Here is a 14812-nt window from a genome sequence, read left to right on the forward strand (position 1 = left end):
GATGCATGTCGCCTTGCGCATCAACAATGATCGTCCTCTTGCGCATGGATTTACGGTGAAATGACCGACACGGCACTCGCTCGCAGCATCATGGACGGCACGGCGGAGGGCCACGTCGTCGCCACGCAGGAGGCGCTCAGCTTCTGGGGTGGGGTCGATCCCGCCAGCGGCCGCGTCATTGATGTCCACCATCCCCTGCACGGCGAATGTCTCACCGGCGCGGTGCTGATGATGCCTTCGAGCCGTGGGTCCTGCACCGGCTCCGGCGTGCTGCTCGATCTGGCGCTGACGGGCCGCGCACCCGCCGCTCTGATCTTCTGCGAAGACGAGGATGTACTGACCCTCGGAGCACTCGTCGCCGCGGAAATGTTTGATCGGCAGTTGCCGGTGGTGCGTTTGCGGCCGGATATCTTCGCCGGTCTGTCGCAGGCAAAGATCATCCGGATCGAAGCCGCTGCCATCGTGGCCGACGGCGAGACCATTCCTCTTCTGCCGCCCGTCACCTCGGCACTCTACTTGACGGAAGCTGACCGCTCCATGCTCGAGGGTGGCGAAGGCGTTGCCGTTGCCCAGGCCATGCGGATCTTGATTTCCATGGCGGCGCAACAGGGCGCGACATCCCTGATTGATGTGACGCAGGGCCATATCGACGGCTGCATCTATGCAAGCCCGGCCAACCTCACCTTCGCCGAGAAGATGGCCGATCTCGGCGGTCGCGTGCGCGTTCCCACAACAATGAACGCCATCTCCGTCGATCGCGCCAACTGGCGGTCGCAGGGCGTGCCGGAGGATTTCGGCGATCCGGCCGTGCGATTGGCGGATGCTTATGTCCGCATGGGTTGCCGCCCGACTTTCACCTGTTCGCCCTATCTGCTTGAAAGCGCGCCGGGTGCCGGCGAGGCGATTGGCTGGGCCGAATCCAACGCGGTCATTTTCGCCAACACCGTGCTTGGTGCGCGTACGGCCAAGCACCCGGATTTCCTCGACCTCTGCATTGCGCTGACCGGTCGCGCGCCGCTCTCGGGTGTCTATCTGGATGAAAACCGCAAGGCCACGCGCATCCTCGATGTGGAATTGCCGGAGCATCGCGACGATGCCTTCTGGCCGCTGATCGGTTATCTCGCCGGCAAGGCTTCTCCGGATCGCATTCCTATGCTGCGCGGTCTTGCCGCCGGAAATCCGTCGCGGGATGATCTGAAGGCGCTGTGCGCCGCCTTCGGCACGACGTCTGCCGCACCCATGCTGCATGTCGAAGGCGTCACCCCGGAGGCTGGCGATGCCGAGCATCCGGCTGCCGACCGCCACGCCATTACGCGCGCCGACATGGCCGCTGCTTGGAAGATGTTGAACGAGGGACCGGAGCAGGTCGAGCTCGTCGCCATCGGCAGCCCGCATGCTTCGCTCGCCGAATGTCGTGCGCTCGCCAATGCCTTTGCCGGCCGCCGCCGTCTGTCTGGGGTGATGGTCATCGTTACCGCGGGACGTGATGTCATCGCCAAGGCACAGGAAGAGGGGACACTGGCGCGGCTGCGAGACAGCGGTGTGCAGGTTCTGCCCGATCTTTGCTGGTGCTCGATTTCAGAGCCTGTCTTTCCGCCCGGCACGCGGGCAGTCATGACGAATTCGGGCAAATACGCTCACTACGGGCCGGGCCTCAGTGGCCGGGTCGTGCGCTTCGGCAGCCTTGCCGATTGCGTGGAGGCAGCCTTGACCGGGCGTGTTCCAGTAGGGGCGCCTGACTGGATTTGACACTAGGCAGATTAGGCGGAAGGCACTTTGATGAATGCCTTCAACAATGACGGGCGGCCGTTCAGCTAGAGATCCATCGGCCAGGTATCGGAGAGGCGATAGCCGGCGGGAAACGGGTCGTCGGGGTCCACCATCAGCTGATGCGTGCCGATGATCCAGGCGCGGCCTGAGATGATCGGGCTGATCGCCGATTTGCCGTTGAGATCGACGGCGCTGTCGATGCTGCAATGGAATTCCGTGTCGATGAGCGAGGTTCCGACGAACCGGTCGCCGACTTTCATCTGACCTCGGGCGTGGAGAACGGCCATGCGCGCCGAGCATCCGGTGCCCGTCGGCGAGCGGTCGATCTTGCCGGGGCGAATGGCGACGGCATTCTTTCCCCAGAGGACGCCATCCTTCATTTGGACGGGGTCGGTGATCTGGCAGAAGGAGATGTGGTTCCAGTCGTTGACGGGATGGCGGAAGCCGAGTTGCTCATTGGCCGCTTCGGTGATTTTCACGCCGAGGCGGGCTATGTCGCGCGCCTGATCGGGCTGCAGGCTGAGGCCCAGTGACGCCGCATCCACCAGCACGAAACTATCGCCGCCATAGGCGGTATCCACCGTGATTGTGCCGATGCCCTCGATTTCCAGCTTCGCATCGAGCTTATCGGCAAAGGACGGGACATTGCGGACGTGAATGCGCTCGGCCTTGCCGTTGCGGCATTCGGCCTTCACCTCAATGAGGCCGCCTGGCGCCTCCAGCACCATGCGGGTAATCGGCTCCTGCATCGGGATGATGCCGGTGTCGAGCAGAACGGTGGAAACGCAGATCGAATTCGATCCGGACATGGGCGGGGTGTCGGCAGGCTCCATGATGATCCAGGCCATCTGCGCCCTGGGATCTTTCGGGGGAACCAGCAGGTTTACATGGCGGAAGACGCCGCCGCGTGGCTCGTTAAGAACGAAATTCCGCAAAGTCTCGTCTTGCGCGATCCAGCGTGACTGTTCCCAGACGGTGGCGCCAGGGGGAGGAGCCACCCCGCCGACGATGACATCGCCGACCTCTCCCTCCGCATGGCAGCTCACGACATGGATGACTTTCGATGTGCGCATTGAAATATCCCTCTTATCGCCAATATCGTATACGTTATTCGATAATTTCGGATAGCGTATACGATATTCCAGGTGCGTCAAGCCTTGCCCTAGAGCCGAGAGCGCATTGAATCCGCGAGCCGAAGCGACCGGAATGCGCCCTTGCGTCGCAGAACCAGATCACGATATTGAGGGATGGTTGCGACTTCAAAAACTCCGCTCACCTTGCGTGCGATCCAAGGAATAATGCCTGAATGCCCCTTAATGTCGATGACATACCCAATCTGGGAAAGGCGCCGAGCACTTCCGACCTGATCCTGAAATTCATCCGGGATTCGATTGCAGACGGTTCCCTTGATGAGGGAGAGCCCATTCGGCAAGACGACGTTGCCCGTCTCTTCAATGTCAGCAAGATCCCGGTTCGCGAGGCCCTTAAAAGGCTCGAGGCGGAGGGACTGGTGGAGTTTCACCGCAACAGAGGTGCTGTCGTCACCAGCGTATCCGAACCGGAAATCGTCCAGATTTTCGAGGTGCGGGCCATTCTGGAATCGAATGCGCTGAGGCTTTCAGTTCCCTTCATGACGGAAAAGACCTTCGAGAAGGCACAGGCCTACTGTGACGCATTTGCCGGGGAGACCGACGTGGCACGCTGGTCGGAATTGAACTGGCAATTCCACAGTTGCCTCTATGAGGATGCCGAGAGACCTTATCTCGTCAGCACCATACGGTCCGTTAATGATCGGCTTGAGCGCTACCTGCGGGTACAGCTCACGCTGTCGCACGGCAAGGAAACGGCTGATCGCGAGCATCGCGAATTGCTGGCGATCTGCAGGACAGGCAATGTGGAAAAAGCCGCCGCCTTCTTGACGGATCACATCATGGGTGCGTGCCAGTCCTTGCAGCATCACCTTCCCGGACGGCGAGCCTAGCGGCTGGCTTTTATCCGCAGCAAGCGGATGCGGTCATGATTGCCGCATGCCCATATATCGCTCCAGGCCTACATATTGGTGATATATTTCGGATCGAGCGATCCGCTCAACAGATGACGAAGCGCCACCAGATTCCCGCGAAGACGGCCGCGACGGTCGATGTAGGGCGGTGGTTTGATCGAGCCGACGATGTTCGAGGCGACGTTGCCGCCCATAAGCCTCAGCGCCCATTTCAACGATACGGTACGCTTTCTGACAAGATAGAGCGGGTTGGCGATCTGAGAGTAACCGAAGCGCAAGCCTGAGGTGCGGCCGACTTTGGCGCCGAGATGGACGCCGCGCAGCCGATTGAACCTGACGATCGTACCATATGCACGCAGCCGCCGGCAAAGATCGACATCCTCCTGCCAGGCATAGAGCGGCAGCTCCTCATCGAAATAGACATGATGGGTGAGGATAGGCTGCAGACGGAAAGTCATGTTGCAGCCGTAGGCATTGTGCGTGGCCTCGATGACGGGGGCGGGATCAGGGTCCGCATCTCCCTTGAGGATCCGGTCAGCCTCCTCAACCGTCAGGCCCGGCCCGCCGATGCCGTCGTAAATGACGTGTCCGGTCGCGACGACGATGTTTTCGTCGGCTTCCAGCAACGCTTCGGTTTCCGCGAGATAATTGGTGGCGGGAAAGAAGTCATCATCGAAAAAAGTAAGCATATCCATGCCGGCGGCGGCATGAATGATCGCGTTACGCTGCGGGCAGCTCCCCTTGGGGGATGATATGATGCTCACCGGAAACGGCGCTGAGCGCAGGCGTTCCATATCGATATCGTCATCGGTCGCGGGGCTGAGGAACAGATGGTCTGGCTTGCGCGTCTGCGCAGCCAGCCTGTCGATCATACAGGCCAATATCGCTTTGCGACCGGACGTCGCCACACCCACGGCAATCTTCATAATGCTTCCCGCCCATACCAACCCCGATATACAGAAGCATCAACGCGTTAATTCTTGGTTGTGCCGATGGTTGTGAGCATGAACCGCATGGGATGTGCCCATTGCAATGGATGTCGATTTGATCTGAAATAGCGTTGGGAGGAGGGCCCAATGACCAACAGCCATCAGATACTCTATCGCGAACGCCTGCGATCCGCCGCGGAGGCCGTCGCTCTTATCCCGTCGGGCGCGAAAGTCGCCATGCCCATAGCGGCGGGTCAACCGCCGGCCATCCTTGCGGCGCTTGCCGAACGGGCAAGGGCCGGGGCCGTCGACAATGTACGGCTTCACTACCTTCTTTGCACCGGCGTGGCGGGCACCAGCGTTTTTGATTTCGACCTGCGCCACCAGATCATCCCCGTCAGCTACTTCCACGGAGGCGTGGAGCGTGCGCTTGACAAGAGGCGATCGGCCGAGGCTCTGCCTCCTGTCGATTTGGTCCCCTGCCACTTCAGCCAGGTGCCGCGCTCGCTGGTCGAGCATGTCGGCGTCGACACGTTGATTGCAACGGTCGCGCCGATGGATGCGGATGGCAATTTCAGCCTTGGCGCCAGCACCGACTATGCGTTGACGGTATCGCGCAAGCCGGGAATTCGGTTGATCCTCGAAGTCAACGCCCGGATGCCCTATGTGCGCGGCGATTGCATGATCCCTGTCTCGAGCGTGGCGGCGTTGGTCGAAAACGATGTCGGCCTGCCAATCTTGCCTCCGGCGCCGCCGAACCAGGTGGACGATGCGATCGGTGCGATCATCGCGGGTCTGGTGGAAAATGGTGATTGCCTGCAAATGGGCATCGGCGCCTTGCCGGATGCTGTGTGCGCGCGGCTCTCGAAACATCGCCATCTCGGCATCCATACGGAAATGATGACGGCGGGTCTTGCCAATCTGGTCAAGGCGGGCGTGGTCGACAACAGCCGCAAGCAGACGCATGTCGGCCGCTCGATCTTCACTTTTGCGCTGGGGGATCAGCCGCTCTACGACTTCCTGCACGACAACCCGGATGTCGAAGCCCATCCGGTCGACTATGTGAACAATCCCTTCGTCATCGCCCGCAATGACCGTGCGGTGTCGGTCAACGCCACCATGCAGGTCGACCTGAACGGCGCCTGCAACTCGGAATTCGTCAACGGAAGACAGTTCAGTGCCTCCGGCGGGCAGGTGGATTTCGTACGCGGCGCTTATGCCTCGCGCGGCGGGCGATCGATCATCGCCTGCCATTCGACGGCGGCAAAAGGGACGATCTCACGCATTGTTCCAGCGCTGACGGGACCGGTGACCACCTCGCGCAACGACACACATATTATCGTGACGGAGTATGGCTGGGCGAACCTCAAGGGCAAATCCGTGGCTGATCGGGCAAAGGCACTGATCGGGCTGGCTCACCCGGATTTTCGCGAGGAGCTGGACAGGGCCGCGCATGCGGCGGGACTTCGTTCGCTGAGCTGACGTCGCATTTTACATATCGACACGGCCAGGGAGCGGTCTGTACCCTGGCCGTTCCGATCGAGATTGTTCGTCTCAAGCGACGAGCTTCTCGCCCTTCAGATGACGCTCCAGGAATGGCAGGCTATCCTGCCCCCAATAGAGCTCGCCCTCGTAGCGAAACGTCGGAAATCCAAAGACGCCGGCCGTCTTGGCGACTTCGTAGTTCGATTTCCAGATGGCTTGCACATCATCCTGTTGTACCCTCTTTTCGAGCGCAGCTCCATCGAGGCCGGCAGCGTCCGCGATCGCCTTGCGGACTGCGGCATCGCCAATATTTTCTGCGCGAACCCAGAATGCCTCCTGCAGGGCCTTCGTCAGTGCGAACCAATCCTGTCCTTCCAGCTGTGCGACAAGGACGAGCAGTGCGGCAGGCGTCGGGTCGGATAGGCCGGCGCGGTCATCGAAATTCAGTGTTTTCCCGCGTAAGGCTGCCCAGCGTTTCAGATCCTTGTACCAATAGGCCCGCCGCGCTTCCGGCCGGTTCTTGGACGAGATGGCGCCGTTTTCCTCGACAAGGGGGATGATGAAGGGCCGGATTTCCGCTGAGTATTGTGCTGCCAGTGCACCGAAGGGTTCAAGCCCGATGAAGGCCCAGGGAGAACCGATGCCGAAGAAGTAGTCGATCGTCTTTGTCATTTTCCATTTCCGTTTTGAATTTGATGAGGTCTCGCGACCCCGTCGGGCAGTGTCAGTGCATCTCAGTCTTTTGGTCCTGGTCGGTCAACCGGCTTTGAGAATGGAATTGGTGGCGGATGTCGGCACGCTTGCAGGCGATTGCGATGCTGGATGTCCGCGACCCAGCGCGGTGCGGCCGAGAATGGCGATTGCCGTGTCTTCCTGCGGCGCGTGAACGAGAACGGACTGGATATCGCGAAAATGCCGTTCGATGCCGAGATCGGCGCTGAGGCCGGGATTGCCGAGCGCACCGACGGCGAGGCGCGCCGCCTTCAGAAGCTGGCGTCCGGCCAGGAGGCGGGCGCGGATGAGAGCCTCGGGATCGTCGAGGCTGTAGTCCAGCGCATTGAAGATGAGCGCCCGCGCTCCGCCAACGAGAAGATCGATTTCGCCTGCAAGCGAAATGAAGCGTTCGGTGCGGGCGATGGGATAGCCCAGATTGGAAGGGACGCGTTCATGAGCGAAGCGCACGAAAGCTGCCTGAGCCGCCTCGGCGGCACCGAGATAGATTGCGCTCAGCGCCAGCGTCATGCTGGCATGGGCGCGATTGTCCTGCGCACCGCTGCCGGCATCGACGAGATCGAGCACATCTTCGCGGGGCACTTCCACATCGGTGAAATGCACGTCATGAGAACCGCTGGCGCGCATGCCGAGGCTCTTCCATGTGTGGATGACGTCGATGCCCGGCAGGCCAGCCGGCACGACGAAGGTGCCGACACGTTGCGGCTTCTCATCCGTGCATGCCCAGACGAGAAAATGCGTGAGCCCGAGCGCGCCGGTGACGAAGCGCTTGCGACCGGTGATCGACCAGCCGTTTCCCGTGCGGCGCGCCACGGTTTCAGGCAGGCCGCCGCGCGCCGGCGAGCCAAGGTCGGGCTCGACGCGGGCCGCGTTGAGCAGGATGGGGCGGTGCTTGGCCTCCGCCAGCAATCCTCGATAGAGACCTTCCGGCCATCGGTTACGGCCAGCCTCGCCCAAATGCGTGAAAATCGTCATGGCGCTGATCAGCGCTACGGATGGGTCGCCGCGTCCGAGGTCGGCGAGGATGCGCGCCACCTCCGGCAGCGAAGCTCCCGCGCCGCCAAAGCGCTTGCCGACGGTGCTTTCGAGGAGGCCGCTTTCATGGACGGCCCTGATCCCGACCCATGGAAACTCGCAGGTAGCATCGGCGGCCGGTGCTGCATCGGCCAGTTTCCGGATGATATCGGTCAGATCGGACCTGTTCTGGGACACTTGGTTTGGCCTTTTCAATGAGAGCCGCCCGGCAACCTCGGCGTGGGTTTCACCATGTTTTGGCGTCGGGTTTATTGTCTTAAAGAGAGTGAGCCCGCCACCATAGGGATGACGGGCTTACCGAAGGGATTGCGGCCTCGTCAGGCGACGTTCCGTTGGCCTTCCGCCCGCTCCAGCAGGCCGGCCCTGACTAACGGCAGCACATAGCGACCATAGTCGATGGCATCGTTGAGATTGTCATAACCGCGGATCGAGATCAGTTCTGCGCCGAGATCGACATAGTCCAGGATGGAGTCGGCGATGGTCTGTGGCGATCCGACAAGCGCGGTCGAAGCGCCGCGGGCGTTGGTGGCGCTGACGGTCGGATACCACAGCGCCCGGTCATGCACGTCACCGCGCGCCGCAATTTCCAGCAGTCGCTGCGAGCCGACATTTTGCGGCGCTGGCGCCGAGGCCGGCACTTTGCCGAGACCCTTGGCGCGGTTGTCCTGCAATGCGACCAGCACCTGCTTGGCTTTCGTCCAGGCCAGTTCATCCGTTTCCGCGACGATCGGGCGGAAGGTTACCCAGATGCGCGGCCTATCGCTGCGCCCGGCCCGCTTGGCTTCGGCATGGATGCGGTCGATCTGCTCTTTCGTTTCCGCCAGCGGCTCGCCCCACAGGCCGAAGATGTCGGCAAGTGCGCCACCGATGCGATAGGCGTCATCGGACGATCCGCCGACCGACACGGGAATGGTGCCGTTGACCGGACGCACCGCGTTGCGGAACTGCTTGAACTGGTAATATTTCCCGTCGAAATCGAAGGGCTCGGGCGATTGCCAGGCGCGGCGCAGGATGTGGATATATTCCTCCAGCCGCTCGTAACGTTGTTCCTTCGTCAGGAAATCGCCTTCCCGCGCCTGCTCCTCGTCACTGCCGCCGGCGATGAAATGGACGACGGCACGCCCCTCGCTCAGCTGGTCGAGCGTGGAGAGCGCCTTTGCCGCCACGGTCGGGTAGAGCGTGTTGGGACGCAGCGCGATGATGATCTTTATGTTCTTCGTATTGGCCGCGATCGTCGCACCGATGGTGAAGGGGTCGAAGGATGAGGAATCGTATGGGACCAAGGTGTAGTTGAAGCCGTAGTCATCGAGCGATCGGGCATAGCGAACCAGAAACCGCGGATCGATTGCCGGGCTTGGCAAGGGATTGAGCTCGGTCGAGGCATTGGGGAACGTCACGCTGATGAATTCGGTCGGCATCGTTTTTCCTCTCGTGCGCTATCCGGCGCTAATGTCCAAACCTTAGGGGCCGGCACCATGAAAGAGAAAGACCTGTCTTTCTTTAGTCTACTAATTTTATAGAAATTATTTCCTGAAATCGCGCCGCATATGCTGTCAGGCGAAGGACCCCGGCATATCGCCGCCATGTGAAGACCTGCAAACCCCGGAATTATTTTCGAAAGAATCGTGAAAAGCAGGATCGATTTAGCCTGCCTACAGACAAAGAGATTGCTACATGCTTCCATCTAGTTGAGCCGCATCGGGCACAATGAAAAACTAGCGCGACTGCTGCGCAAAAAGACATTTAAGGGAGTTCATCCATGTCGATCATTGCCTCTCGTTCCCGACTATTGGGGACAGCCATCAGCCTGGCGCTTCTGCTCGGCGCATCAGCCGTTCGGGCTGAAACGCCACCGAACGTGCTTGTGGTTGCCCAGTCGATCGACGATGCCGTCAGCTTCGATCCTGCCGAAGGCTTCGAATTGACGACCGTGCAGTCTTTCAACAATCTCTACCAGCGTCTCGTACAGTCGAACCGCGAAGATGGCACGAAGATCGAGCCGGCGCTTGCCGCTTCTTGGGCAGCGGGTAGCGATGGCCGCAGCCTGACATTTGAGCTGGCTGATGCCAAGTTCTCCTCCGGCAATCCGGTCCGCGCCGAAGACGTGATCTTCTCGCTGACCCGGGCGGTGAAGCTCAATAAATCGCCGGCCTTCATTCTGAATGAGCTGGGCTGGAAGCCCGACAATGTCGATGCCGCCATCACCAAGGTTGATGATAAGCATGTGAAGCTCACCTGGTCTGCCAATGTCGGCTCCGGTTTTGCTCTGTCGCTGCTGACGGCGCCGATCGCCTCGATCGTCGATGAGAAAACCGTCGAGCCGCAGGCGAAGGAAGGCGATTTCGGCAATGCCTGGCTGAAGACGAATTCGGCCGGAAGCGGCGCCTATACGATCGCCACCTACACGCCGCACGAGGCGCTGGTGCTGCAGGCAAATGCCAACTCATCTGACAAGCCGAAGCTCGACAGTGTCATCATCCGCAACGTTCCCGATGTCGGCGCTCGCCGCCTGCTGGTCGAGCAGGGCGATGCGGATATTGCGCGCGGCCTTTCGGCCGACCAGATCGAAGCGCTGAAGACCAAGAGCGGCGTCAAGGTTCTCTCCGTGCCGTCGGCGCGCACCGATTATATCCTGCTGAACACCAAGGCCAATCCGACGCTCGGCAATCCGGCCTTCTGGGAAGCGGCGCGCTACCTCGTGGATTATGATGGTATCGCCAAGAACCTGCTTCGTGGCCAGAGCACCGTGCATCAGGCCTTCCTGCCCGTCGGCTTCCCCGGCGCGCTGACGGATACGCCGTTCAAGCTCGATGTCGAGAAGGCCAAGAAAATCCTGGCCGATGCTGGCATCAAGACGCCGTTCAAGGTCGAGTTCATCGTCTTCAACGACCAGCCTTTCCTGTCGATCGCGCAATCGCTGCAATCGACCTTTGCGCAGGCCGGCATCACGCTGGACATCCAGCCGGGCGTCGCAAGCGACATCTATGCCCGGGGTCGTTCCGGCAAATTCGAGATGACGCTGCGCTACTGGATTCCCGACTATTTCGATCCCCACTCCAACGCCAGCGCCTTTGCCATCAACAAGGACAACTCCGCCAACACGGCCGCCAAATATGCCGGTTGGGTCATCCCCGAGCTGACAGATCAGACGCTTGCCGCCGTCAAGGAGCAGGATGCGGCGAAACGCGTGGCGCTCTATCAGGATCTGCAGAAGAAGATCCAGGCAAGCTCGCCGTTCATCTTTATGCTTCAAGGCAACGATCAGGTCGTGCTAAGCGACAAGGTGAAGAACTATGCCCAGGGTCTCAACGCAGACCAGGTCTACTACGACAAGGTGGAGAAGTAAGTGCCGCAAGCGGCCACACCATGCGATGCCGACATGAGCAACTCCCGCCAGAAGAAAACCTGGCGGGAGTTGTCGTTCGTGAGATCGCTTTTCACCTGGGGTTGGTCGTTTGCGCTGACGCTGTTCGGGCTTGCGCTCGTGACCTTTGCGCTGACGCGGCTGTCGCCGATCGATCCGGCGCTGCAGATGGTCGGCGATCACGCCAGCCAATCGACCTATCAGCAGGCGCGCGTCGAACTCGGGCTCGATCAGCCGCTGCCGGTGCAGTTCATTCGTTACGTCGAGGCAGCGCTGTCGGGGAATTTCGGGCAATCGACTTCGACCGGCCAGCCGGTTGCCAAGGATATCGCGCGGACTTTTCCGGCGACGATCGAGCTTGCGACGGCGGCCATCATTCTGGGCGTGCTCATCGGATTGGCGCTCGGCATCGCCGCGGCCATGTGGCAGGGGACATGGCTGGATAGCTTGGCGCGCCTCGTCTCGCTTCTTGGCTATTCCGTGCCGATTTTCTGGCTCGGCCTGCTGATGCTGCTGTTCTTCTATGCACGCCTGCATTGGGCGCCCGGGCCGGGTCGTGCGGATGTCGTCTTCCAATATACGGTCAAATCCGTCACCGGCTTTGCGCTGATCGATGCGTGGATTTCAGGCAAGCAAGGAGCTTTCCGAGACGCGCTGGCGCATCTGGCACTGCCGGCGACCGTTCTGGCCTTTCATGCGCTTGCCGCGATCTCGCGGCTGACACGGGCGTCGATCCTGACCGAGCTTGGGCAGGAATATGTGACGACCGCGCGGGCCAAGGGGGCGAGCCTTGGCCGCATTGTCTTTACCCATATCATGCCGAACATATCCGGGACGCTTCTCATCGTGATTGCCCTTTCCTATGCGAGCCTTCTGGAAGGCGCCGTGCTGACCGAGACCGTCTTCGCCTGGCCCGGCATCGGCCGCTACCTGACGACGGCGATGTTTGCCGGCGACATGCCGGCGATCCTCGGGGCGACGCTCGTGGTCGGTGCCTCCTTCGTCGTCCTGAATGCGCTGACCGATCTCGGTGTCGCGCGGCTCGATGTGGGGAAGAAGCGGTGAGTGACATCGTTCAGCACCCGCTTGACGGCCCCTCTTTTGTTCGGCGTATCCTGCGTTCGCCTTCGGCGGCGATGGGAAGCGCGATCGTGCTTCTTATTCTGTGCCTCGCCTTGCTGGCACCGGTGATCGCACCCTACGATCCCAATCTGCAGGAGACGGCCAATCGGCTGATGCCGCCGAGTGCTGCGCATTGGTTCGGCACGGATGGTTTCGGGCGGGATCTGCTATCGCGGATAATTTATGGTGCGCGATCGACCTTGCTGCTGCTGCTTTTCGTGGTTCTGATCATGGCTCCCCTTGGCATAGCGGTCGGCCTCGTCGCTGGCTTCTTCGGCGGGATCGTCGAGCGCATTCTGATGCGCATCACCGATGTCGTCATGTCGTTTCCGCGGCTGCTGCTCGCCTTTGCCTTCGTCGCCATCATGGGGCCGGGCCTCGTCAACGGCGCTCTGGCGCTGTCGCTGACAAGCTGGCCGGCCTATGCGCGCCAGGCCCGCGTCGAAACCGAGCGGTTGCGTCGGAGCGATTATCTCGCCGCTGCCGAAATGGTTGGGATCAAGGGCATACGGCTGCTTTACGGGCATGTGCTGCCCTTGGTGCTGCCGTCCGCCATCATCCGTCTCGCCCTTGATCTCTCAGGCATCATCCTTGCCGCGGCAGGCCTCGGCTTCCTCGGTCTCGGCGTTCGCCCGCCGACCGCCGAGTGGGGCGCAATGGTGTCGGAGGGCACCCAGGTCATCTTCGATCAATGGTGGGTGGCCGCCGTGCCCGGCTTTGCGATCCTCATCACCTCGCTTGCCTTCAACCTGTTGGCCGATGGTCTGCGCGATATACTGGATCCCCGTCATGTCTGATCCGCTGCTCTCCGTTCAGGATCTCACGGTTTCTTTTCCGTCCGAGGCGGGCATGGTCCGTGTCGTTGATGGCATCAGCTTCTCTGTGGAACGTGAGATCGTCGCGCTCGTCGGCGAATCCGGCTCCGGCAAGTCGATGACGGGGCGGGCGATCATGGGGCTGCTGCCGCGCCAGGCTAAAGTGCAGGCAAAACGGCTTTCCTTCGAGCGGCGGGATCTCCTGACCCTGCCGCCTTCCGGCTGGAACAAGGTGCGCGGCAACGGTATCGGCCTTGTCCTTCAGGATCCGAAATATTCGCTGAACCCGGCACACAAGGTCGGTCGACAGGTCGAGGAGGCCTTGCTGTTGCATACGCGGCTCTCGGCTGCAGAACGCCGCGAGCAGGCGCTGGACATGTTGCACAAGGTGGGACTTCCCGATCCGGCACGGATCTATGCGAGCTATCCGGCCGCCCTGTCCGGCGGAATGGGGCAGCGCGTCATGATTGCCGCAATGCTGATCAACCGGCCGCGCCTGCTGATCGCCGACGAACCGACATCCGCGCTCGACCGCGAGCTTCAGAACCAGATATTGGCGCTGCTGCGCTCGTTGACCGAGGAGTTCGGCATGGGATTGCTGCTGATCAGCCATGATCTGCAGCAAGTGTCGCAATTTGCCGATCGGGTGATGGTGATGCGGGGCGGGCATATCGAGGAGGAATTGGCCGCCACGGAGCTGGCCAGTGCCGAATCCCCGTATACGCGTGCCCTTTGGGCGGCACGGCCATCGGCTGATACCTACGGCACACGCCTGCCGGTATACGGAGCCGACGCATGAACGCGCTTTCGGTTTCCGATCTTTCCATCACCTTTTCAGGCGCACGCAAGGCGTTCACGGCCGTGCACGGCGTCAGTTTCGATATTGCGAGCGGCGAGACCTTTGGCCTCATCGGCCCGTCCGGCTGCGGCAAGACGACGGTGCTGCGCGCCATCGCCGGGCTGAACGTCAACTGGCAGGGCGCGATTTCCGTCTTCGGGGAGCCGCTTCAATCCGGGAAAAAGATTGCCGGCACCCTGCGCGACAACATTCAGATGGTGTTTCAGGACCCCTATTCCTCCCTGCACCCGCGCCATACTATCGAGCGAATTCTCGGTGAGCCGCTATCCTTGCGGGGCGTAAAGGACGTTGAGGCGCAGGTGCGAACGGCGCTCGATCAGGTCGGCCTTCCGGCAACGGCGAGCCGGCGCTTTCCGCATCAGCTTTCCGGCGGCCAGCGGCAGCGCATTGCCATCGCCCGCGCCTTGCTATTACGGCCGAAACTGTTGTTGCTCGACGAGCCGACCTCGGCGCTCGATGTGTCGGTCCAGGCGGGGATCCTCAATCTTCTCAATGATCTCAAGGCCTCGCACGGCATGACCTTCGTGCTCGTCAGCCACGACCCCGGTGTCGTCGCCCATATGTGCGATCGCGCCGCGGTCATGGACGCCGGCGCCATAACGCGGATCATGGATCGCGACGATCTCTCAAAACTCAGCTAGCGCGCGCTAAGCGATGTCTTGCAAGGACACTGGGCAGGGCGCTTGACCTCGCTTGGCG

At 61.3% G+C, this 14812-nt stretch carries 13 protein-coding genes; 8 read left to right on the top strand and 5 right to left on the bottom strand.

The features are described from left to right. Positions 1 to 60 precede the first annotated feature (60 nt). Complete coding sequence (locus BSK43_RS33390; protein WP_077471506.1) at positions 61 to 1749, top strand: aconitase X; 1689 nt, start codon at positions 61 to 63, stop codon at positions 1747 to 1749. 65 nt (positions 1750 to 1814) lie between these two features. Here BSK43_RS33390 and BSK43_RS33395 read toward each other — a convergent pair whose 3' ends face one another. Then, positions 1815 to 2843, bottom strand: a complete 1029-nt coding sequence (locus BSK43_RS33395) for a proline racemase family protein (RefSeq protein ID WP_077471505.1) — start codon at positions 2841 to 2843, stop codon at positions 1815 to 1817. Between the two features lie 233 nt (positions 2844 to 3076). Between BSK43_RS33395 and BSK43_RS33400 the strand changes: the two genes are divergently transcribed. Continuing rightward, positions 3077 to 3751 (top strand): GntR family transcriptional regulator, encoded by a 675-nt coding sequence (locus tag BSK43_RS33400; RefSeq protein WP_077471504.1) that lies wholly within the window; start codon positions 3077 to 3079, stop codon positions 3749 to 3751. A 68-nt stretch (positions 3752 to 3819) separates the two neighbouring features. On the opposite strand, the gene BSK43_RS33405 is transcribed toward BSK43_RS33400, so the two are convergent. Then, positions 3820 to 4698: a glycosyltransferase family 2 protein gene (locus BSK43_RS33405; protein WP_077471503.1), complete on the bottom strand. Its 879-nt coding sequence runs from the start codon at positions 4696 to 4698 to the stop codon at positions 3820 to 3822. Between the two features lie 150 nt (positions 4699 to 4848). Between BSK43_RS33405 and BSK43_RS33410 the strand changes: the two genes are divergently transcribed. Next, a complete protein-coding gene (locus BSK43_RS33410) occupies positions 4849 to 6183 on the top strand; it encodes an acetyl-CoA hydrolase/transferase C-terminal domain-containing protein (protein WP_077471502.1) in 1335 nt (444 codons plus the stop codon). 72 nt (positions 6184 to 6255) lie between these two features. Here BSK43_RS33410 and BSK43_RS33415 read toward each other — a convergent pair whose 3' ends face one another. From BSK43_RS33415 to BSK43_RS33425, 3 genes are all read right to left on the bottom strand, one after another. After that, positions 6256 to 6858 (bottom strand): DsbA family protein, encoded by a 603-nt coding sequence (locus tag BSK43_RS33415; protein WP_077471501.1) that lies wholly within the window; start codon positions 6856 to 6858, stop codon positions 6256 to 6258. Between the two features lie 84 nt (positions 6859 to 6942). After that, positions 6943 to 8130, bottom strand: coding sequence for an acyl-CoA dehydrogenase family protein (locus BSK43_RS33420; RefSeq protein WP_077471500.1), 1188 nt, complete (start codon positions 8128 to 8130; stop codon positions 6943 to 6945). Between the two features lie 140 nt (positions 8131 to 8270). Then, positions 8271 to 9371, bottom strand: coding sequence for an LLM class flavin-dependent oxidoreductase (locus BSK43_RS33425; protein ID WP_077471499.1), 1101 nt, complete (start codon positions 9369 to 9371; stop codon positions 8271 to 8273). A gap of 341 nt (positions 9372 to 9712) precedes the next feature. Here BSK43_RS33425 and BSK43_RS33430 point away from each other — a divergent pair, with 341 nt between their 5' ends. The 5 genes from BSK43_RS33430 to BSK43_RS33450 are packed head-to-tail and all read left to right on the top strand — an operon-like array spanning position 9713 to position 14754. Continuing rightward, positions 9713 to 11299 (top strand): ABC transporter substrate-binding protein, encoded by a 1587-nt coding sequence (locus tag BSK43_RS33430; RefSeq protein WP_077471498.1) that lies wholly within the window; start codon positions 9713 to 9715, stop codon positions 11297 to 11299. Further along, positions 11300 to 12382, top strand: coding sequence for an ABC transporter permease (locus BSK43_RS33435; RefSeq protein WP_136687433.1), 1083 nt, complete (start codon positions 11300 to 11302; stop codon positions 12380 to 12382). After that, on the top strand, positions 12379 to 13236 hold the full coding sequence (locus tag BSK43_RS33440; RefSeq protein WP_077471497.1) for an ABC transporter permease: 858 nt from the start codon (positions 12379 to 12381) through the stop codon (positions 13234 to 13236). Before BSK43_RS33435 ends, BSK43_RS33440 begins: the two co-directional genes overlap by 4 nt. Beyond that, positions 13229 to 14053 carry an ABC transporter ATP-binding protein gene (locus BSK43_RS33445; RefSeq protein ID WP_077471496.1) on the top strand — a complete coding sequence of 275 codons (825 nt, stop codon included), beginning with the start codon at positions 13229 to 13231 and terminating at the stop codon, positions 14051 to 14053. Before BSK43_RS33440 ends, BSK43_RS33445 begins: the two co-directional genes overlap by 8 nt. Continuing rightward, entirely contained in the window at positions 14050 to 14754 is a 705-nt protein-coding gene (locus tag BSK43_RS33450) for an ABC transporter ATP-binding protein (RefSeq protein WP_077471495.1), read from the top strand. Before BSK43_RS33445 ends, BSK43_RS33450 begins: the two co-directional genes overlap by 4 nt. Positions 14755 to 14812 lie beyond the last annotated feature (58 nt).

This window comes from Rhizobium sp. P44RR-XXIV (assembly GCF_001999485.2).
In the GTDB taxonomy this organism is placed as follows: domain Bacteria; phylum Pseudomonadota; class Alphaproteobacteria; order Rhizobiales; family Rhizobiaceae; genus Rhizobium.

Excerpts from the sequence above, each read along its gene's own strand:
- BSK43_RS33450 (WP_077471495.1), top strand. The coding sequence starts at position 14,050 with ATGAACGCGCTTTCGGTTTCCGATCTTTCCATCACCTTTTCAGGCGCA.
- BSK43_RS33410 (WP_077471502.1), top strand. The coding sequence starts at position 4,849 with ATGACCAACAGCCATCAGATACTCTATCGCGAACGCCTGCGATCCGCC.
- BSK43_RS33445 (WP_077471496.1), top strand. The coding sequence starts at position 13,229 with ATGTCTGATCCGCTGCTCTCCGTTCAGGATCTCACGGTTTCTTTTCCG.
- BSK43_RS33430 (WP_077471498.1), top strand. The coding sequence starts at position 9,713 with ATGTCGATCATTGCCTCTCGTTCCCGACTATTGGGGACAGCCATCAGC.
- BSK43_RS33425 (WP_077471499.1), bottom strand. The coding sequence starts at position 9,371 with ATGCCGACCGAATTCATCAGCGTGACGTTCCCCAATGCCTCGACCGAG.
- BSK43_RS33415 (WP_077471501.1), bottom strand. The coding sequence starts at position 6,858 with ATGACAAAGACGATCGACTACTTCTTCGGCATCGGTTCTCCCTGGGCC.
- BSK43_RS33390 (WP_077471506.1), top strand. The coding sequence starts at position 61 with ATGACCGACACGGCACTCGCTCGCAGCATCATGGACGGCACGGCGGAG.
- BSK43_RS33395 (WP_077471505.1), bottom strand. The coding sequence starts at position 2,843 with ATGCGCACATCGAAAGTCATCCATGTCGTGAGCTGCCATGCGGAGGGA.
- BSK43_RS33400 (WP_077471504.1), top strand. The coding sequence starts at position 3,077 with ATGCCCCTTAATGTCGATGACATACCCAATCTGGGAAAGGCGCCGAGC.
- BSK43_RS33405 (WP_077471503.1), bottom strand. The coding sequence starts at position 4,698 with ATGAAGATTGCCGTGGGTGTGGCGACGTCCGGTCGCAAAGCGATATTG.